Below are 18,462 nucleotides of genomic sequence, written 5' to 3' on the forward strand. Positions count from 1 at the left end.
GGCGCTCGTCGTGCCCCGTCGTACCCCGTCGTGCCCCACCTCGTGCCCGGCCCCGTCGTGCCACGGCCTTGTGCCCCGACCCCGGCCCCGTCGCGCCTCGCCCCCGTCGTGCCCCGCCCCCTCGCGTACGTTCCCAGAAGGAGACACCCGATGTCCCGCACCGCCCGGACTCCGCTTCTCGCCGGTCTCGCCGCCGCCTCACTCGTATCCCTCGGCCTCGTCACCGTCGCGACGGTGACCGCCGGCGCGGCCTCCGTCGCCACGTGGGACCGGGTCGCCCAGTGCGAGAGCACGGGCAACTGGAGCATCAACACCGGGAACGGCTACTACGGCGGTCTCCAGATCAGCCTCTACAACTGGCGCTACTACGGCGGCCTCAACTACGCGGCCCGCCCGGACCTGGCCACCAAGAAACAGCAGATCCTCATCGCCGAGAAGATCCTCGCCGACCAGGGGGCCCGTGCCTGGTCGTGCTCGCCGGGCACCGGACTCGCCACCGACCACGCCAACCCGTATCCCGACCCGACTCCGACGCCCGCTCCGGCACCGAGCTGGAAGACGCAGATACTGGTCAACGGCGGCGGCGCGATCTTCCACGCCACCCGCGGGGCGTCCGGCACCTGGTCGGGCTTCGCCGACATCGGTGCCCAGGCGGGGAACATCGGCTCCGTGGGTTCGGTGGCGGACGCCGGTATCAACGGTGACACGCATGTGGTGGCCGTCGGAGGAAACGGTCACGTCTACCACGCGGTCCGCTTCGCCGATGGCCAGTGGGGTGCGTTCGGGGACGTCAACTCCCAGGCGGGGGCGCTGGATTCGGTGACCAAGGTGTCGGCGGTGTCCATCGGTTCCGAACTGAACGTGTTGGCCGTCGCGAACGGACGAGTCTTCCACTCGGTGCGCCACACGGACGGTACGTGGTCGGCGTTCGGCGACGTCGAGTCGCAGGCGGGCTCGCTGCCCGCAGCGGTGACCAGCGTGTCCGAGGCTTCCGTGAACGGCAGGCTCCAGGTGGTGGCCGTCGCCGGTGCCCGGGTGTACCACTCGATCCGAGGCACCGACGGCACGTGGAGCGCGTGGGGCGACGTGTACGCGGCGGCGGGGGACGCGGGCGCGGCGACCGACGTCGCGGTGACCGGTTCCGGCGCGGACCTACAGATCGTCGTCGCCTCGAACGGGGGGACGAAGCAGTACCACGGCGCCCGGCTCGCCAGCGGCCAGTGGACGCCACTGACCGATCTGACCTCGGTGGCGGGCTCGTTCACCACGACGTCGGTGAGCGCCGCGACGGTCGCCGGTGAGCTTCAAGTGGCGTTCGTGACGACGGACGACCGCATCCTGCACGCCATCCGCCACGTCGACGGCACCTGGCAGAGCGCCGCCGCGATCAACCTGACCGGCGTCACCGGCAACCACTACGCCGCAGGCATCACCGGAACCCTCTGACACCCCCCGAGGGACGGCCGCAGCGCTCCGGTCTCGTACGACCGGAGCGCTGTCACGTGTTCACCGACGGGATCTCGGCCCCGTCGTCCACCGGACGGGCCCGACGGGTGCGCTCGGTCGCCGTGAGAGTCCTTGTCGGCGACACTGCCGAAGGGCCGGGAAGCACCGCGATCCGCTGTCGCGCCGGTGTCCGCTCTACGGGTGGTAGAGCTTTCGGGCGCGGGCCGGATCGGCGGGGCCGTCCTGGGACAGAGGCAGGAAGAAGTCCAGCTGCCACGCCTGTACGGTGCCCGCCTGACGGTTGGCGGTGGTCACCCAGGGCGGGTAGACACGGAAGGCGCGCTTCCCGCCGGAGCCGTTCACCGAGACGACGCCGTGTCGGCGGAGCGCGTCCACGGGAAAGACGAACTGGCCGAAGTGCCGGGGCTCGCGGGTGCTGATGACGAAGAGGTCGACGGGGTCCGCGATGTCGAAGGGCGCGATGGGCCCGGCCGGGGACCTCTTCCAGACGGTGACGAACTGTCCGACCTTGGTGGGCGTCGTCCTGGCCGCGCGGAAGCGGACGGCGAGGCCGTCCAGGGTGAACGCGTGGGCGGCGTAGGCGGTGCCCTCGGCCTCGGGCACCGGCCGCGAGCAGATGAAACCGCAGGGGTCGTAGACGAGAGCCTTCGCCGCGACGAGATCCCCGTGGGCCGGGGTGGTGTTCCCCCACGTTTCGGGAGGGAGGTCGGCCGAGTGCTCATGGTTCGTCGTCATTCGTCCACTCTGTCAGGTTTCCCGGGGGAGTCGGCTCGCCTGGGGCGCCGCTCGGGTGGCCGGGCGAGGCGAGCCGCGCGCGGGCGGAAGGCTCGTTACGAGGCCGTCCCGCCGCCTCTGGCCAGTGGACGCAACGGCCTTCCCCGCCCTCAGAGGCTTCGCTATCGTCTCAGGGCATGACTCCGGTCCCGCTCTGGACGAGGCAGTAGTGGACGGCGCTCCAGCCGAGTGCCCGACGGGTTCACGGTCGGCCTCGCGGAGCACGGGCGAGTGCCCTACGTGTTCACCCTCTGACTCGCGGAGCGGGGGCGAGTGCCTTACGTGTTCACACTCTGCCTCGCGGGGCGGGGAGTACGAGAGGCGCCCCGGACCTTCGATGCCGACCGGGCCCGACGGATGAGGCCCCTCCCGGCCGGAGCCTCGCGCGCCGAAGCGGCGGAGACGCCTGTCGCCGAGGCAGCGGAGACTTCCGACAGGGACCCGGCGGAGACTTCCGTGGCCCGCCCAGTGACGAATCCCGTACGCCCTCCGCTCCGCCACGATCGGCGTTTCCTCCGCTACCTCCTGGCCCGCGCGCAGTCCCAACTGGGTTCCGCCGTCACCGACACGGTGGTGCCGCTCATCGCGGCCGTCGGGCTCGGCGCGTCGGCGGCCCAGATGAGCCTGCTGATCGCCCTCCAGTCGGCGGGGCAGCTCATCGCCAGACCTTGGGGCGCGATCCGCGCCGAGGGGTCCGTGCGGCGCCTGCGCATGATGAGGACCATGGAGTGGTGCCGCTTCCTCACCGTCGGCGCCATCCCCCTGGTCTGGTGGACCGGCCACCTCACCATGCCGCTGCTGATCGTCGCGACCACGGCGACGGCCGTCTGCACCGGCTGGTTCAGCGCCTACAGCTCCCCGTACCTCGTCGACCTGGTGGACCGGCGCGACCTCACCCGCGCCGGAGGAGCGCTGGGATCCGCGACGACAACGGCGGACGTCGTCGGGCCCGGACTCGCCGGACTGCTCCTGCGGGCGATGCCGATGCCCCTCGTCCTCCTGATCGACGCGGCGAGCTACCTGCTTGGCGCGGCCCTGCTGTCCCGGCTGCCGGGGGCGAAGCCCGACCGGACGGGCACTGACTGGACGGGCACTGACTGGACGGGCGCCGACTGGACGGGCGCCGACCGGACCGGTACCGACGGGCCCCGGGGCACCCGCCCCGCCCACGTGCTGCGCGGTTTCGCAGGCATCTTCGGCCGTCCGCTCCGCGCCCCCGCCGCCGGACTGGCCGTCATCGCCACGCTGAACGGCATCGCCCTGACGGTCCTCCCTCTCTACGCGACACGCGAACTGGCCATGGCACCCGAGGTGTTCGCCTGGCTGCTCGGCGCCGGAGCGGTCGGCGGCATCGGCGGCGCCCTCTGCGTCGGCGCTCTCGCCGACAGGCTGTCCTCGAACAAGCGGCTGGGTCTCGCCGGTGCGGTGATCACGCTCGCGTTCTGCGTACTGCCGTTCGCCCGGCCGGGCGCCGCCGCGACCGTCGCCGTCCTCTGCTACGAACTCCTGGGCAGCTTCGGCAGCGTGTTCTACGTCATCACGTTCATGACGACCGTGCCCTCGGCCGTACGGCCCGGTTCGCTCGCGCGAAGTATGGCCGCCGCGGCACTCGTTCCGGAGTGCGGAATTCTGGCGGGTGCGCTCGCCGGAGGCGCGTTGAGCGAGGTCGCGGGTAGCCGGACCACCCTGTTCGGCATCGCCGTGATCGCATTCCTCTCGGGATTCATGATCCTCTCCCGAGCCTCTCTCAAATCCTTTCGCACCAAAGGGGAATCGTCGACATAGGGACTGTTGACAGCTTAGGCCCGCTCTCTATAGTGAGGAATCGTCGTGCGCGTCCCCAGGGAAGGAAAAACATGAGTGATTTCGCCCAGCGTGACGTTCTGCTCGCCAGTGCCCTCACCGAATTGGCGGCGGCCGAACCCGAGGAGGTAACCGCCGCCAACCCGTTCGACTGCGACATGCTCGAAGGAAACGCGGACCACACGGTCGGAATGTGGAGGATCACCTACAGCACGTTCATGACCGACGCCACCGCGGGCAACTGAGCACGGATCTTCCCGAACGGTTACGCCGGGGGCGGCGCGTGGATCCGCGCGGCTCCCGGTTCCCTCGACCACCGCGGACGGAGAGCAACGTGGAAGAAGTCTGGAAGGGCGTCGACCGTTTTCTCGACGAATACGTACGGGTGCGATCCGACGACCGGGTGATCCTCGCGTACACCCCCGACAGTCGTGAGGCGGCAGCCTGGGTGCTCGCCACCCTCACGGCACGGCACATCCGGACCGACGCCCTCGCCATGGCCCCGATCGAGGACGAAGGGTTCCCCCGGCGCCTCGCCGCCGTGCTGCCGTCCCCGGAGCAACTGACAGGTCGGCTGGTGGTCATCACGGCGGAACGGGACACCATGTCGCACACGCAGGTGTTCCGCCAGGCGCTCGGCGCGTACGACAAGGACTCCTGGGTCGTCGCCCGGATGATCAGTTCCTCCGAGGAGTTCTTCACCCACGGCATGCGCATGGGCGCGGAAGAATTGTCCCGCCGTAATACCGCCGTTCTCGAACGTCTTGTCGACGCCCGGAAGTTACGTGTCACCACACCGTCCGGAAGCGATCTCGCGATCGATCTCGACCCCGAGTACCGCTGGCTCAGCAACCGGGGTGCCTATCGTCCCGGCGGATTCATGGTCATGCCGCCCGGCGAGGTCGCCACGTATCCCCACGCGGTGAATGGAGTGCTCGTCGCCGACGGCGCATTCAACATCAATGTCTTCACCCAGCTCGACGCGCGTCTCAAGGACTCCCCGGTGACGATCGACATCGTCGACGGAAAAGCCGTCAACTACAGCACCTCCGACGCGAAACTGCGGGAGATGCTCCGACTCGTCTTCGGCACTCCGAATGCGACCCGGGTGGGTGAACTCGGCTTCGGCACGAATGCGGGAGTACCCGAGTACGTCCCGATGAACTGCCACATCAACGAACGGCGACCCGGACTCCACCTCGGCTTCGGCCAGCACAATCAGAGCATCTACGTCGTCGACTACCTGTGCGACCTGCACTGCGATTTCATCTGCGACGGCGGAGTCATCCACATCGACGGCGATCCGGACCCGATCGACCTGGACGACCTCACGCCCTCCGACGCCGAACACCCCTTCCTCGTGATGGACGAGGACATCGACGGCGACTGCTGCGGGCTCTGGCTGGACGATCTGCGCGCCGGACACTGCGTACCGCGCGGCTTTCCCCCGCCCGAGCACGGCCGCGCGATCCCCCGTCCGTCGGAGCGGGGGTGAACGAGGTCCCCCTCTTCACCGCATTTCCCAGTCCCGCCAACGCGCGGGTCGCCCTGACCCGGTACAACCAGCGTCTCCTCGCCCGTCTACGGCGCTCCCTGGACGTCACGGCCACGGCCCTGCCCGGCGAGTCCGCGCGACTGCGCGCTCACCTGGCGGGGCTGGACCCGGGGTGGCGCCTCCCACCGGACCTCTACCTGTGGCACCACGCGCTGAGAGCGGCCCTGCGGGAGCAGAACGTCCCCAAGGCGCAGGAGTGCCTCGCCGAACTGTCCACGGCGACGGCGCACCCACTGAAGCCGGGCGACCGCTTCCTGGTGCGCTCCGTCGAGCCCGGCAGCGCCCTGGCGCAGGCCCTGGAGGAGATGTCGCTCCAGGAGCCGCCACCCGCCCCCGGACAGGGGCCGGACACGCTGCTCCTGACCCAGGCCGTGATCGGCGCCGTACCGCAGGACGGCGACAGGGGCCTGCCTCACCTGCGCGAACACCTCGACCAGACCGTACGACTGGTGTCCGGGGCCGCCCCCGACCTGGCGGGCGAATTCCACGCGCTGATCCACGAGGTCCGGTTCTTCGAGGGCGCGAGCCCCTCCCTCTCCAGCACCCGCACCTTCGGAACGGTGTTCATCGCCGCCCCCTCCGCCGACCGCCACCCCGTGCGCTACCTCCTGGACCATCTGACCCGCGAGGTCTCCCACCATCTCCTCTTCGCCCTGGCGGACGTCGACGCGCTCCTCGACCCCGGCCACCCCACCCGGGCCGGGCAGCGCCCCCTGCACGAGTACGTCCACCAGGTCTTCGTCCTGGCCCGGCTCATCCACCTGTGGCACGCCCTCGCCGACCAGGGGGAAACCTGGGCGGCCCGGTGCCTGCACACCGACAGCCGGCGCTTCACCGAGGCGGCCCGGACCGTGACCGACTCCGCCGCCCTCACGGCCTCCGGCCGATCGCTCCTCGACTCGTGCGTACGACTGGCGGGGCGGACCTGACTGCCACACCGACAGTCTCAAGAAATGATGAACGAAAGGAGGCGCGCGTCCTCCAGAAGGTCGGTCATCGCCAGCTCCTCAGCCAAGGCCTGCATGGTGCCGTACTCCGCCAGGGTGATGCGAAGGTCGAAATACCGAATGATCTGGCACAAGTCGTCCAACGCGAGTTCCGGTTCGGCATGCTCGACCGCCCCGGCGGTGGACCGCAGGGCGCGGTGCGCCGGATGGACAGGACCGACCCGGGCGCGCAGGGCCGCCACGACACTGCCGAGGCTGTCGCTCGCATCCCAAACAGCCCGTTGGGCATCAGTCGCCGACAACGGCGGAATCTTCGGACCCAGACGACTCACACCCAAACCAACGGCAAACCTCAGACTCAGGTCACCAGCCGACGTCTACGACAGTGTGACGGTGCCGATCGAAGGCGCCCTACATCAATACCGGGCTCATCGTTTCACACCGCAAACGCCCCGGCCAGGCTCTGCCGCCCGAAAGGTCCGGGCCCGTGTCGCGGGCGGCCTCCGCGGCTGCCTCACCGGGTCCAGTTACGGACCCGGACGGCCCGTTCGGGAATCGTGTGCGGGATACCGCGGCGCCGGAGCCGGGCGCCGATCACCTTCGAGCTGTAGCCCTTGTCGCTCAGGATATGGACGCGGGACCGTCCGAGTCCTGGGCGGGGCACCCGGATCGCTTCCAGCACGGCGGTGGACCGGGTGCAGCCGTTGGTGTCGCCACCCGTGACGACGAAGCCGAGGGGACGGCCCCGGCCGTCGCAGACCAGACGGATCTTGCTGGCCCGGCCCGGGTTGCCGGTGATCCTGCCATGTCTTCCATGCGACCCGAATTCCGTTGCGGTGGTCACTCTCACCAAGAGAGTGCGACGAACCAGAACGGAACGAGGACCACGAAGCTCGCGACCGGAATGGCTCAGCGGTGTCCAATCGGCACATACCTCTTCTTGGTCACCTTCCGTCCACCGGCATTCCGTACGGTAACGGGCTCGCTTCCTCGCCCCCTCGTAGCCCTGAGGCAATCCGCTCCGGAGAGCAGTGCGAAGGAGGGGAAGGCGGAGAGGGAAAATATCAACGAGGCTTCGAATGGGACGAGTTCGACGTAGTCCAGGAACATTCCAACGAGGCACCCGGACGCGGAGAGAAGGGTCCAGAAGGCCGCCGAGAACCCGAAGATCTCGCGCGCGTTCACAGGCCCACAGCTACCTCGCTGTGCGAGCCGGATCCAGGTCACCAGGTCGGCCTGGTACCCGACGGAGTTCCGGCCCTTCTCGGACCGGGCCAGGACGAAACGGAACGTGGGCTGGGTGACCGCTATGGGTGCTCTCTCGATCCGGTCGACGAGACGGCCGACGGACCGCGCGGAACCTTTCTGCATCTGGGGTCGCTTTCCTTACGAGGGAGAGGTTTCCCTCCGGTTGTGGATCGGTGCTCTGGGGTGGCGGCGGGCGTGGAGGTGTTCCGGCGAGTAGTGCCGGAAGTTCTTTCGTGGCCTCAGACCGACTACCTCCTCTGCGGAAACCGCCGGTAGTGGTTGGCGACGAGACGACGCAGGTCGGCCTCGGCGGGCTCGTCACCACAGAGTTCAAGCTTCACTTGATGCGGCTCACCCGTCATGCGCAACGGTCTGGCCAGAGCGTCGAACCCGCAGGCGTACTCGTCGGGCATCTCCCACCACGCCTCGGCGGACGCCTGATCCTGGCACCCAGGCCAGTGAGCAGGTAGTTTACGGGACGACAGAGAGAAGAGTTCGCATGGACTCCCGGATCATCCGCATCCGACGCAAACTGGCCAAAGTGCCCTACGCCGCACTGCGAAGCCACTCCTTCGGTGAAGAGAAGCACCGGTTCCGCCTCGAACCCCCGCTGCCGGGTATGAGGGTCGCCGAGTTCGAGGCCGACCACCACATCGAACTGCCCGATCCCTACCGCAGCTTCCTGACCACACTCGGCGGGGGCGGAGCATCGCCTTTCTACGGCCTGCTGCCGTTGCGGTCATGCCGACTGTTCACGATGGACGACCAAGGCGAGCCCGGCAGCTCTCGGGGGTTCACGTTCGTCGACCGCCCGCCTCACCGAGGTGACCTGTTCCTGCACATCATCGAGGCAGGGTGCACCGACCTGGTGCTTCTCGGCATCACCGGTCCCCTGACGGGCCGCGTCGTCACCGGAAACGCCGACGGCTTCCGGGGCCCCGACGTCTCGTCGGCCACCGACTTCCTGGCCTGGTACGAACGCTGGCTCGACCACCTGCTCGCTGGGCGCGACAACCGTGACCTGGAACTGACCTCACCAGCCCTGCGAGCGCCGGTAGACCGCATCCTGAGGCAGCACCGAGACCGGACCCGAAAGGTCCATGCCTCGTAGGACGCCGACGTCTCTTCGATCGCGCCACCGATCATGGAGTAGCCCGTGGGTGCGCTACCGCGATGTCCCGCGCGTGTCAGGACCCGCAAACGCAGCCATCCGTTGCTTGGAACGCGAGCGGCTGGTACCTGGGATCGTCGCCACGGCCGTGAGCGTGTGGTCCGCCCGAGTCCACGGGACCCAGCGACGTTGGAAGCCATGGGAGGCCGAATTCATCTGCGCCTGCTGCGGCGAAGGCTGGGCCCGCGACAAGCTCGAAGAGACTGTCCTCATGCTTCCGCCCCGAGCCTCGGTCGAGCTACGAGCACGGGTCGACGATTTGGACTCGGTGTTGCTGCGGCGGACCCATCACGAACCACAGGCGGTTTCCGAAGTGGCCTGGTGGCACCGCAGGTTCTGATCGCGGGAGCGGATCGACCAGGCGACCCTGGAGGACGAGGAGATCCGCTTCGTCCTGGACAGGGTGGCACGACTCGGCCACCGCATGCGGCTGTTCGACATGCGCGTCGACGTCCCGGTGCCCGCCGTGATGGCGGTCGTCGAACGTCTGGACGGCGGCCTCGGCACGCCGTGCTTCGCCGTCGGCGCCGGCCTGGACCCGGTGGGGCGGTGCGCGCTGCCATCGCGGAGACGGCGTCCTGCCTCCCGGGGATGGACGAGCGGGTCGAGGCGAAGCTGCCGGCCCTGCGCGAGATGGCCGCCGACTACAGCAAGGTGCACGAGTTCACGCACCACGCCCTGCTGTACGGCCTGTCGGAGACGGCCTCGACGGCCGACTCTCCTGCTGAACGCGGCGCCACCGAGGTCGATGGACGAGCTGTACGGGCGTGGCTCGCGGCGCCGTCTCGGTCTCCGGTCCGCTGACCGCGAGCGTGGCAATGGTGGCCTATGTGGTGGTGTGCCTCGCTTTTTCCACGATGCTCGTCTCACGTCGCGACGTGAACTGAACGGACTACGGCCGGTGTTCACTCCTTCCGGTAACGGTGACCGCCTCACCGTTACGGCCCTCACCCCGGCTCGTTAGGTAAAAGCACTCATCGAGCCAGGCCCTGGACCGACGGGCCGTACAAGACAGGTGACCGACATGCGCACTGAGGCTGCCAAGCGGATCGAGCTGGTCTTCACCCTCTTCGACGCCAACGGCAACGGAGTCATCGACTCCGGCGACTTCGATCTCATGACAGAACGTGTGCTGGAGGCGGCGGTCGCGTCGGACGCCGACGCCCAGAAGGGCATCCGGACCGCGTTCCAGCGCTACTGGACGACGCTGGCCACCGAACTGGACGCCAACGGCGACGGAGTGATCACCGTGGACGAGTTCCGCCCCTTCGTGCTCGACCCCCAGCGTTTCGGCCCCACGGTCACCGAGTTCGCCGAGGCGCTCTCCGCACTCGGCGACCCCGACGGGGACGGTCTGATCGAGCGCCCCCTCTTCCTGTCGCTGATGACGGCGATCGGCTTCGAGGAGCCCAACATCCACGCCCTCTTCGACGCCTTCGGCCCGGATGCCGAGGACCGCATCACCGTGGACGCGTGGGCCGTCGGCATCAAGGAGTACTACGCTCCGGACCTGGCCGGGATCCCCGGCGACCGGCTGGTGGGCGCCCCGGCCGCCTGACACGGCCCGGTAGCACGTGTTCCCGGGCCGTGGCGTCCACCGGGGCGTGTCGGCCCGGCGGACTCACGCCCCGGGCTTACGGGCGAAGACCCACCGGTTGCCCTCCAAGGCGTCGTTCGACTCGGGGAGGGGACCGCGTCCGTGCCGACGGCTGAAGTCGAACGGCGTGTGCATCGCCGTGGACCAGCCCCTGGCCGTCAGGCGCCCCGTCGAGTCGGGGCGCGGCCCCAGGTCGAAGAGGCCGAGCAGGTCGATGCCGATCTGCTCCCGCGTCGCCGCGTAGAGGGGGCTGTCGCGGTACGCCAGCAGGTCCTTCTCCAGCTTGGCCTCGAAGGCCAGGGCGCTGCCACCGGTGGTCAGCCGGTCCACCGTGTCGACGAGGTACGTCTCGGCGGGGCCCGGCAGGTAGAAGAGCAGCCCCTCGGCCAGCCAGACGCTCGGTGCGGCCGGATTGTAGCCGGTGGAGGTCAGCGCGGTGGCCCAATCCGCGCGCAGATCGACGGGGACGGGAACGCGCTTCGCCCTCGGCGCGGCCGCCAGGTCCGTGAGCACCCGCTGCTTGAAGGCCAGCACACCCGCCCTGTCGACCTCGAAGACCACGCAGTCGGACGGCAGGTCCAGCCGGAAGGCCCGCGTGTCCAGCCCCACGCCCAGCAGGACCACTTGACGCACGCCCTCGTGGACCGACCCGAGGACGAAGTCGTCGAGGACCCGGGTCCGCAGCCCGAAGTAGCGGGCGAACCTGCCCCACAGCGGGTTGTCGTCGCCTTCCGGGACCTGCTCGATGCGTACCGGCCAGTCCGCGGATGCCGGGGCCGCGCGGACGAAGTGTTCGGCGTGGACGTCCTGGGCGAGGCTGTCGTGGCGGTGGGTCTCGATCGCACGGGCCGCGGCGACCAGGAGGGCGGTCAGCCCCACCCCGCCGTCCACGCCTTCCGCGTCGGCCCGCCGGGTCCCGGCGTCGGCCCGGTCCCCTCCGGCGGCGGGACGGGGGAATTCCACGGGGGTGTCGGGGTCGCTCATCGGTCCCTCTTCTCTGGCAGGAGGACGGGTTTGACCACACGGCCGGCGTCGCAGTCGCGTTCGGCCTCGTTGATGTCGGCCAGCGGATAGGTGCGGATCAACTGGTCGAAGGGGAAGCGGCCGGTCTGCCACAGGCCGGTGAGCCGGGGTATCAGCAGCGCCGGTACCGCGTCGCCTTCGCAGATGTGGCGGATGGCGCGGCCCCGGTCGAGGGTGCCCGGTTCGAGCGGTAGCGGGGTGTGGAGGCGCGCCACGAGGCCGAGGGTGCCGGTGGGGCGCAGCGCGTGGAGCGCGTCGTTGATCAGCGGGGCCGAGGCCGTGGTGTCGAGGGCGTACTGGGCTCCGCCGTCGGTCAGTCGGCGGATCCGCTCGGGCAGTCCGTGCGATCCGGCGGCCAGCGGGATCGCACCGAACCGTTCGGCCAGTTCCAGCCGTCGCGGATGCCGGTCGACGGCCACGGTCCGCAGTCCGGCGGCGGTGGCCGCCATCACGGCGGCCAGGCCGACCGCTCCCGCGCCGAGGACCGCGAGGGTGTCGCCGGGGCGTGCAGCGAAGGTGTTCAGTACGGCTCCGGCACCGGTGAGGAAGCCGCAGCCGAGCGGCCCGAGCAGTTCGAGCGGCAGGGCGGGGTCCACCCGGACGGCGTTGCGGGCCCGGACGAGCGCGTACGCGGCGAAGGAGGACTGGCCGAACCAACGGGGAGCCAGCGCCCTTCCGGTCGCGTCGGCGAGTCGGGGTGCTTCCTCCTCGCGCCCGCCGAAGAGGTTGAGGGAGGCGAAGGAGTCGCAGTAGGCGGGGGCGGCGGAGCGGCAGTTCCGGCAGTGTCCGCAGGAGTCGAAGCTCAGCACGACGTGGTCGCCGACGTCGAGGTCGAGGTCGAGGCCGCCTCCCGTCGCCACCACGACCCCGGCGCCCTCGTGGCCGAGAACCGCCGGCAGCGGGCTGCGGCCGGCTGATCGCCGTACCGCGAGATCCGTACGGCACATCCCGGCCCCCGCGATCTCGACCAGGATCTCGCCGGGGCCGGGCTCCGTGCTCAGTACCACCTCCTCGACCGTGAACGGGTCCTCGTACGAACGCAGCACGGCCGCCTCGAACCTCGCGGTCACGCCTCCTCCCCTGGCCGGTGGACGACGAACGGCCGGAGGTTGCCGTAGAGGCCCCACGGCCCGCCCGCGACGCCGACTCCGCTGTCCTTGATGCCCGCGAAGGGCTGGGCCAGGGAGAGTTCGGCATGGTGGTTGATCCACGCGGTGCCGCATTCGAGCCGTTCGGCCACGGCCTCGGCGCGGTCGAGGTCGGTGCCCCAGACGGAGCCGCCCAGGCCGAAGCCGGTGCCGTTGGCCGCGTCGACGGCCTCGTCCAGGGTCCGGTACGGCAGTACCGGCAGGACCGGCCCGAACTGTTCCCCGGTCACCACCGGGCTGTCAGGCGGGACGTCGGTGAGGATCGTGGGAGCGAAGAAGTAGCCCGCTCCGTCGAGCCGGTGGCCGCCGGCCGCGGGGCGGGCACCGGCTGCCAGGGCCTGTCGCGTGAGCTGTGTGACCCGGGCCAGTTGGGAAGCGTTGTTGACCGGTCCGATACGGGTGCCGGGGTCGAGTCCGGATCCGACCGCGACGGCCTTCGCGCGCTGGGCGAGGGCTTCGACGACCTCCGCATGGATCCGGGCGGGGGCGTAGACGCGTTTGACGGCCATGCAGACCTGTCCGCAGTTGCGGAACGCGGCCCAGAACAGGCGGTCCGCGATCCGGTCCACGTCCACGTCGTCGAGGAGGACGGCGGCGTCGTTGCCGCCCAGTTCCAAGGTCACCCGGGCGAGCGTGGCCGACGCGGCTCCGGCGACGGCCCGGCCGGTCGCCACCGAGCCGGTGAAGGTGACGTGCCGGATGCCCGGATGGGCCGTCAGCCGGGCGCCGAGGGGTTCGCGGCCGGTGACGACGGTCAGGACGCCCTCGGGCAGGACACCGGCGAGTACGGAGCCGAGCAGCCGGGTGGCGAGCGGAGTGTGCGGCGACGGTTTGAGGACCACGACGTTGCCTGCCGCGAGCGCGGGGGCGAACTTCGCCGCCGCGAGCTGGAGCGGGAAGTTCCACGGAACGATCGCGGCGACCGGCCCCACGGGCCGCCAGCGGACCTCACTGTGCACGGGGCGGCCGTCGTCGATCCGGCGGGTGCGGGGCGCCAGTCCGGCGAAGTAGCGCAACCGGGCCGCCGTACGGGCGACTTCGGCATGCGACTCGGCCAGGGGCTTGCCCTGTTCCCGGGTGAGCAGCCGGGCGAGGTCGTCGCCCTCCCTTTCCACGACGTCGGCGCAGGCGCGCAGGGCGGTGGTGCGGGCGGCGGGGTCGGCGCGCCAGCCGTGCCAGGCCCGCCGGGCACGGGCGATCACCCGGTCCAACTCGTCCGGCCGCTGGTCGGGGGCCTCGTCGAAGGCCTCCCCGGTGGCCGGGTCGACGACGGCGAGCCGGGCGGCACGAGGGGCGGGGGCGTGACCTGAGGGCGGTATCGGCATCCCGGTGGTCAGCCCACGGCCGGGGCGCCGACGGCGTGCTGCCGGGCCTGCCGGTCCATCTCCGCCCGGAAGGCGGCGATCAGGTGCGGCTGGATCCTCCCGGCCTTGCGGTCACCGCCCGCGCAGACCGCTCCCCGCACGCCCACGATGTCCGTGCCGATGCGGGTCAGCGGACCGAGATCGGCCTGCCGGACGCTGCCCGCGAGGGCGGCGAGCAGACCGGAGGCGTGGGCGCGCCGGACGAACTCGGCGCAGACGTCGGGCGGGACGTGATCGAAGAGCCGTGTGCCGTCCTTGATCGCCGTGTCCAGCATGGCCGCGTCGGCACCGGCGCGGGCGGCGATGTCGGGCAGGGCGAGCGGGTTGACACAGCCGACGCGGTGGGCGTCGGCGTATCCCGACGCGACGACGAGCGCCTCGGGGCGGTGGTCCTTCACCGCGCGGACGACCGCCCGCATGACCTCGATGCCCTGCTCGGGAGTCGTACAGCCGTACAGGCCGACCTTGATGTACGTGGCACCGGAGACGACCGCGCCGAGCGCGGCCTGTGCCACCGTGCCGGGCTTGTACGGTACGTCGCCCACCGTGGCCGACACCGGCTTCTCCACCGGCACCGCGTCGCGGATCTCCCGGATGACCCACGGGAAGTTGGCGCCCAGCGAGCCCTCGTCGGGCTTCTTGACGTCGACGATGTCGAGGTGTTCCGCGGCTTTCGCACAGTCGAGGGCTTCCTCGACACCGTCCGGGGAGATGAGAAGCAACACCATGAGCTCCTTCCGCCGCATGCGCACCCGGCTGAGGACAGGGGTGCGGATGTGGATCATCTGGTTCATGTGCGGTGCGCTCATCCTTGCCGTCGCACGCGGGTGGTAGCAGGGCGCACGGAGCCTCCTGGAGTCGCACGCCGGCGCGCTCATGCCGCGCTGTGCGTCGGCTGCCCGCCACTGCCTGCCGAACCGCTCCCCATGCGCACTTGCGGGCTCCGGGGTCGGTCTGCGCGGTTGCCGGGGCGGACGGTCCTGTGGGTCGTACGCGAGACGGCAACCCACCCGCCCCTGGACAGTCCCGTTCACCGGGTTGAGCCCTCGCCGTTCCAGCATGCTGATGGCACGGCTACGGCACGAGGGAGCCGACACGGTTGGCAGAGGCCCGGCCATGGCCCCTGGCACTGGCAAACCGGGTGCTGGTCACTTGGGGGCGGCCGGGATTTCCCGGCCGCCCCGACTCGTGCCCCGCATCAGCGGCGTCGCCGTCCGGTCAGCGAGGGGTGTTCTCGGCGACCGGCTTCGATGAGGTGGCCGGAGGTCGTGTCGTGGCGGGTGAACGCAGCAGGGCGGCGGCGAGGCGCTGAGGGCTGCGAGGCCGAAGGTGCTGCCGATCTGCTGAACAGTGTTGAACATGCCGGAGACGATCCCCGAGTACTGGGGCGAGGGCCTGGACATCGCGACCGAGACGGGGAAGATGCCGAGTCCGGTGCGGACCTCGTCTAAGAGGTCATCTCATTTGGATGACTCGGTATTCTGTGAGTCATGGTGGGGATCGTTGAGCGGCTGGTGCCGGACGAGTTGTGGGAGTTGTTCCAGCGGGTGGTGCCGGAGGTGCCGTCGCGACCGCAGGGTGGTGGCCGGCGTCGGCACGGCGACCGGGAAGTGCTGGCCGCGATCGTCTTCGTGGCCACGTCGGGTTGCACCTGGCAGCAGCTACCTTCGGCATCATTCGGCCCGTCCGGAGCGACCGCCCACCGGCGGTTCTCGGAGTGGTCGAAGGCCAGGGTGTGGGCCAAGCTCCACCGGCTGGTCCTTGATGAACTCGGCGCCCGCGGCGAGCTGGACTGGTCGCGGTGCGCGATCGACTCGGTGAACATGCGGGCCCTGAAAAGGGGGACCTGACGGGTCCGAATCCTGTCGACCGGGGCAAGTACGGCTCGAAGATCCACCTGATCACCGAGCGCACCGGTCTGCCCATCTCTGTCGGAATCTCGGCAGCCAACTTGCATGACAGCCAGGCCCTGATCCCGCTGGTCAAAGGCATCCCCCCGATCCGCTCGCGACGTGGTCGGCGACGGCGCAAGCCCGGCAAACTCCACGCCGACAAGGGCTACGACTACGCCCACCTGCGGCGATGGTTACGCGAGCGTGGCATCACCCACCGCATCGCCCGCAAGGGGGTCGAGTCCTCGCAGCGACTGGGCCGCCACCGCTGGACCGTGGAACGCACCATGGCCTGGCTCGCCGGCTGCCGCCGCCTCCACCGACGCTACGAACGCAAGGCCGACCACTTCCTCGCCTTCACCAGCATCGCCTGCACCCTCATCTGCTATCGCAGGCTCACCAAATGAGATGACCTCTAAGCCGAGCACCTTCTGTAGGTAGAGCACACACGGCGGCAGCCCCGGGGGCGCTCGCCACCTCGGGGGTTCTCTTCCTCGTCTCCTTCGTCCTGTTGCCGACGGTCCGTGTCCGTCCGCTGACCGCCGCCGAAGCGCCGACGGGCGACAAGCCCGCCTGGATGGACCTGCGGGACTTTCACCCCTTCTCTGCGAAGGGGTTCACCCTCGGGCTGGTGCGTGAACGGTGACCCCCCAAGGGGCGTTGCGCGGCGGGGGATGACCATGAGCCGAATGGGCCTTGGCGTACAGGCCGACCGCCGCGCCCCGGGACAGAGGGGCGCGGCAGGACAGCCGCTCTACTGATCGGCTCGTTCGTCGTCGAGCGGATTCCTTCGCATCCGGACGTGGTAGCGCACGAGCCACACCGTGTCGAAGAGGCCCCGGACGAAGGGATCTCCCTTCTTCATCAAGGGCGGCAGCCCGATTTCGGAGCGCCGGATGTAGTCGTCCATCATCGCGTGGTGTCTGGATTCGATGACGAAGCCCACACTTACGGCGAGGGTGAAGAGAGCCGGGCCCACCGCTGCGGGGTCGAGAAAAGCCCCACGGCGAAGGCTGCCGATTCCAGCGGAGCCAGAAAACGGACGCGTAGCCGTCGTGCCGGAGGTGACGAGCGCAGCAACTGGGGGAGGGGTGCGGCTCCGACACCGGCCATGACGGTCCAAGGGCTCATGCAGGCATCACTTACTGGTCCCAGTCCGTCCTGGAACGAATCTTGCGCAGTTCCTCGGCATTCGGGGTGCGGAATTCAAGGATTTCGCCGTGCCAGTCGAGTACGCCGTTGCCTAGCCCGTCTGCGATCTCGTCCAGTTCATCGGTCTCGAATATGTCGTTCGCTCGCTGGTGAACAAGTTCGAAGTAGTCCAGGAAAATTCCCGACAGTGGCCAGAAAAGCGTCTCATTCGGCGGCTCGCTTCTTCTTCCACCCCTTGCGGATCTCTCCCGCTGCGCCGACCGCGATGGCGGCAGCGACGGCAGCTTCGATTACCCCCCAGAGCCTCGCCCACCCGCCATCGGAAATTCGATTGATTGCATCAATGGTCATACTGGGGGCGAGGACGATGAGGAACAGGGTCAAGGTGTAGTTGCGCATTAAATCCTCCAGGAACTGTTCGACGGGTCGAAATGCCTGGCGGTGGGGGAGTGCCTCCATCGCCAGGCAAATCGCTACCAGCAGCTCGACTTGCCGGTGTACTTCCTGCAGGTGCTCCTCTTTGCTTCGTTGGTCAAATCGTCATTCCATTCGTTTCGGAATCGTAGATTATTTTTCCAGTTCTTGAAGTCGCCGTATACTGTCTGGGTTCCGAATCCGGCGCCTACGCATGTGATGAAATTGCTGCCGGATGTTCCGCAGCGTTTCAACGTTTTCTTCGGGGATCGGATGGCCGCGTATGCCTTACGCACTGTGCGCGCCCGGCCGAGCGGGGAGAGGAGCGTTGCGGAGGAGACCGCGAATCGTCCGGAAAACCAGATGGAGCGCCAGTTCGGATTTCTTCCGACTCTGTGCCTCTTGTTGTTGAACCGGTTCCACTGATTCTTGATCCAGCTCTTGCAGTCAAGGTCGTACTGGTTGACGGGATCCCCAGGATAGCCGTAGCGATTGTCCCCACCGCCGTAAACGGGGTCTATCGAAAGGAACCGCCCAGTGGCCGGGTTGTAGAGCCGGACGCCCATCAGTGAGCTCTTTCAGAGTGGCCACTGATCGAGTGATCCAGGCCGAGTCGGGATGAGGACCGCAACACACAGGGCTCCCGTGCCGTTAGGGGAGGTGTTCGAAGTCTCAACCCGTCGGCACAGGAGCCCTGTTGGTTCCCCATCCTGCCGCACTCGACCTGCCTCATGCTCTGGTCGAGCTGGATCACTCGATCAGTGGCCACTCTGAAAGAGCTCAGTGGGTTCCGGCAGGGTGCCACGCCACGACAGGTCAAGCGACCGGCCGTTCCCGGCGTCCAGCGACACCAGCGGAACCGCCACGCGGCGCGGGAATGCCGGCGTGACGCAGCTCACGGGAACGA

21 protein-coding genes and 1 pseudogene are annotated in these 18,462 nt (G+C 69.3%); 11 read left to right on the forward strand and 11 right to left on the reverse strand.

Features of this window, described 5'->3' with window-relative positions; all coding sequences use genetic code 11:
* The first annotated feature begins 150 nt into the window (after positions 1-150).
* Positions 151-1,446, forward strand: coding sequence for a transglycosylase family protein (locus BU197_RS31350; RefSeq protein WP_188269452.1), 1,296 nt, complete (start codon positions 151-153; stop codon positions 1,444-1,446).
* Between the two features lie 195 nt (positions 1,447-1,641).
* Here the strand turns inward: BU197_RS31350 and BU197_RS18960 are convergent, their stop codons facing one another.
* Positions 1,642-2,202: a MepB family protein gene (locus tag BU197_RS18960; RefSeq protein ID WP_188269453.1), complete on the reverse strand. Its 561-nt coding sequence runs from the start codon at positions 2,200-2,202 to the stop codon at positions 1,642-1,644.
* Positions 2,203-2,697: 495 nt separating this feature from the next.
* Here BU197_RS18960 and BU197_RS18965 point away from each other — a divergent pair, with 495 nt between their 5' ends.
* From BU197_RS18965 to BU197_RS31355, 4 genes are all read left to right on the forward strand, one after another.
* The gene (locus BU197_RS18965; protein WP_188269454.1) at positions 2,698-4,026 is read left to right on the forward strand and encodes an MFS transporter; all 1,329 of its coding nucleotides are present in this window, start codon (positions 2,698-2,700) and stop codon (positions 4,024-4,026) included.
* A 71-nt stretch (positions 4,027-4,097) separates the two neighbouring features.
* Entirely contained in the window at positions 4,098-4,289 is a 192-nt protein-coding gene (locus BU197_RS18970) for a hypothetical protein (protein WP_188269455.1), read from the forward strand.
* An 89-nt stretch (positions 4,290-4,378) separates the two neighbouring features.
* Positions 4,379-5,539 (forward strand): hypothetical protein, encoded by a 1,161-nt coding sequence (locus BU197_RS18975; RefSeq protein ID WP_188269456.1) that lies wholly within the window; start codon positions 4,379-4,381, stop codon positions 5,537-5,539.
* Positions 5,536-6,528, forward strand: coding sequence for an aKG-HExxH-type peptide beta-hydroxylase (locus BU197_RS31355; RefSeq protein WP_188269457.1), 993 nt, complete (start codon positions 5,536-5,538; stop codon positions 6,526-6,528). The genes BU197_RS18975 and BU197_RS31355 overlap by 4 nt, the downstream gene beginning before the upstream one ends.
* Positions 6,529-6,545: 17 nt before the next feature.
* On the opposite strand, the gene BU197_RS18985 is transcribed toward BU197_RS31355, so the two are convergent.
* The 3 genes from BU197_RS18985 to BU197_RS18995 all read right to left on the reverse strand — a co-directional run bounded on the left by BU197_RS18985 (position 6,546) and on the right by BU197_RS18995 (position 7,917).
* Positions 6,546-6,848, reverse strand: coding sequence for a hypothetical protein (locus tag BU197_RS18985; RefSeq protein ID WP_188269458.1), 303 nt, complete (start codon positions 6,846-6,848; stop codon positions 6,546-6,548).
* A gap of 212 nt (positions 6,849-7,060) precedes the next feature.
* On the reverse strand, positions 7,061-7,561 hold the full coding sequence (locus BU197_RS18990; protein WP_188269459.1) for a transposase: 501 nt from the start codon (positions 7,559-7,561) through the stop codon (positions 7,061-7,063).
* Positions 7,456-7,917 (reverse strand): hypothetical protein, encoded by a 462-nt coding sequence (locus BU197_RS18995; protein ID WP_188269530.1) that lies wholly within the window; start codon positions 7,915-7,917, stop codon positions 7,456-7,458. The genes BU197_RS18990 and BU197_RS18995 overlap by 106 nt, the downstream gene beginning before the upstream one ends.
* Before the next feature lie 376 nt (positions 7,918-8,293).
* Between BU197_RS18995 and BU197_RS19000 the strand changes: the two genes are divergently transcribed.
* The 4 genes and pseudogenes from BU197_RS19000 (at position 8,294) to BU197_RS19010 (ending at position 10,523) form a co-directional block, all read left to right on the forward strand.
* Positions 8,294-8,905, forward strand: coding sequence for an SMI1/KNR4 family protein (locus tag BU197_RS19000; RefSeq protein ID WP_188269460.1), 612 nt, complete (start codon positions 8,294-8,296; stop codon positions 8,903-8,905).
* Between the two features lie 412 nt (positions 8,906-9,317).
* Positions 9,318-9,494 (forward strand): annotated as a pseudogene (locus BU197_RS31515) (YcaO-like family protein); the annotation flags it as partial.
* 20 nt (positions 9,495-9,514) lie between these two features.
* Complete coding sequence (locus BU197_RS31040) at positions 9,515-9,769, forward strand: hypothetical protein (protein WP_262928256.1); 255 nt, start codon at positions 9,515-9,517, stop codon at positions 9,767-9,769.
* Between the two features lie 220 nt (positions 9,770-9,989).
* The gene (locus BU197_RS19010; protein ID WP_188269461.1) at positions 9,990-10,523 is read left to right on the forward strand and encodes an EF-hand domain-containing protein; all 534 of its coding nucleotides are present in this window, start codon (positions 9,990-9,992) and stop codon (positions 10,521-10,523) included.
* Between the two features lie 63 nt (positions 10,524-10,586).
* Here the strand turns inward: BU197_RS19010 and BU197_RS19015 are convergent, their stop codons facing one another.
* From BU197_RS19015 to BU197_RS19030, 4 genes are read right to left on the reverse strand one after another with little or no spacing between them, the layout of a single operon-like run.
* The gene (locus BU197_RS19015; RefSeq protein WP_188269462.1) at positions 10,587-11,546 is read right to left on the reverse strand and encodes a class I SAM-dependent methyltransferase; all 960 of its coding nucleotides are present in this window, start codon (positions 11,544-11,546) and stop codon (positions 10,587-10,589) included.
* Positions 11,543-12,655: an NAD(P)-dependent alcohol dehydrogenase gene (locus BU197_RS19020; protein WP_317452029.1), complete on the reverse strand. Its 1,113-nt coding sequence runs from the start codon at positions 12,653-12,655 to the stop codon at positions 11,543-11,545. Before BU197_RS19020 ends, BU197_RS19015 begins: the two co-directional genes overlap by 4 nt.
* Positions 12,652-14,058: an aldehyde dehydrogenase family protein gene (locus tag BU197_RS19025; RefSeq protein WP_188269463.1), complete on the reverse strand. Its 1,407-nt coding sequence runs from the start codon at positions 14,056-14,058 to the stop codon at positions 12,652-12,654. Before BU197_RS19025 ends, BU197_RS19020 begins: the two co-directional genes overlap by 4 nt.
* 8 nt (positions 14,059-14,066) lie before the next feature.
* Positions 14,067-14,822: a (5-formylfuran-3-yl)methyl phosphate synthase gene (locus BU197_RS19030; protein ID WP_188269523.1), complete on the reverse strand. Its 756-nt coding sequence runs from the start codon at positions 14,820-14,822 to the stop codon at positions 14,067-14,069.
* 765 nt (positions 14,823-15,587) lie between these two features.
* Here BU197_RS19030 and BU197_RS19035 point away from each other — a divergent pair.
* Both BU197_RS19035 and BU197_RS31045 read left to right on the forward strand, forming a co-directional pair.
* A protein-coding gene (locus BU197_RS19035) for an IS5 family transposase (protein ID WP_411158502.1) occupies positions 15,588-16,396 on the forward strand; the annotation gives its coding sequence in 2 pieces (ribosomal slippage) (positions 15,588-15,936 and positions 15,936-16,396; 810 coding nt in all).
* 104 nt (positions 16,397-16,500) lie between these two features.
* Complete coding sequence (locus tag BU197_RS31045) at positions 16,501-16,635, forward strand: hypothetical protein (RefSeq protein ID WP_262928257.1); 135 nt, start codon at positions 16,501-16,503, stop codon at positions 16,633-16,635.
* 108 nt (positions 16,636-16,743) lie between these two features.
* Here the strand turns inward: BU197_RS31045 and BU197_RS19040 are convergent, their stop codons facing one another.
* From BU197_RS19040 to BU197_RS19050, 3 genes are all read right to left on the reverse strand, one after another.
* Entirely contained in the window at positions 16,744-16,968 is a 225-nt protein-coding gene (locus BU197_RS19040; protein ID WP_188269465.1) for a hypothetical protein, read from the reverse strand.
* A gap of 377 nt (positions 16,969-17,345) precedes the next feature.
* A complete protein-coding gene (locus BU197_RS19045) occupies positions 17,346-17,540 on the reverse strand; it encodes a hypothetical protein (protein WP_188269466.1) in 195 nt (64 codons plus the stop codon).
* 74 nt (positions 17,541-17,614) lie between these two features.
* Positions 17,615-18,121: an RHS repeat-associated core domain-containing protein gene (locus BU197_RS19050; protein ID WP_188269467.1), complete on the reverse strand. Its 507-nt coding sequence runs from the start codon at positions 18,119-18,121 to the stop codon at positions 17,615-17,617.
* Positions 18,122-18,462 lie beyond the last annotated feature (341 nt).

The organism is Streptomyces sp. CBMA291, from assembly GCF_014596525.1.
In the GTDB taxonomy this organism is placed as follows: Bacteria; Actinomycetota; Actinomycetes; order Streptomycetales; family Streptomycetaceae; genus Streptomyces.

Bases quoted from the DNA above. Each gene is read 5' to 3' on its own strand.
- BU197_RS19025 (WP_188269463.1), bottom strand. From the start codon at position 14,058: ATGCCGATACCGCCCTCAGGTCACGCCCCCGCCCCTCGTGCCGCCCGG.
- BU197_RS31350 (WP_188269452.1), top strand. From the start codon at position 151: ATGTCCCGCACCGCCCGGACTCCGCTTCTCGCCGGTCTCGCCGCCGCC.
- BU197_RS19000 (WP_188269460.1), top strand. From the start codon at position 8,294: ATGGACTCCCGGATCATCCGCATCCGACGCAAACTGGCCAAAGTGCCC.
- BU197_RS19010 (WP_188269461.1), top strand. From the start codon at position 9,990: ATGCGCACTGAGGCTGCCAAGCGGATCGAGCTGGTCTTCACCCTCTTC.
- BU197_RS19050 (WP_188269467.1), bottom strand. From the start codon at position 18,121: ATGGGCGTCCGGCTCTACAACCCGGCCACTGGGCGGTTCCTTTCGATA.
- BU197_RS18970 (WP_188269455.1), top strand. From the start codon at position 4,098: ATGAGTGATTTCGCCCAGCGTGACGTTCTGCTCGCCAGTGCCCTCACC.
- BU197_RS18995 (WP_188269530.1), bottom strand. From the start codon at position 7,917: ATGCAGAAAGGTTCCGCGCGGTCCGTCGGCCGTCTCGTCGACCGGATC.
- BU197_RS19015 (WP_188269462.1), bottom strand. From the start codon at position 11,546: ATGAGCGACCCCGACACCCCCGTGGAATTCCCCCGTCCCGCCGCCGGA.
- BU197_RS18960 (WP_188269453.1), bottom strand. From the start codon at position 2,202: ATGACGACGAACCATGAGCACTCGGCCGACCTCCCTCCCGAAACGTGG.
- BU197_RS19045 (WP_188269466.1), bottom strand. From the start codon at position 17,540: ATGCGCAACTACACCTTGACCCTGTTCCTCATCGTCCTCGCCCCCAGT.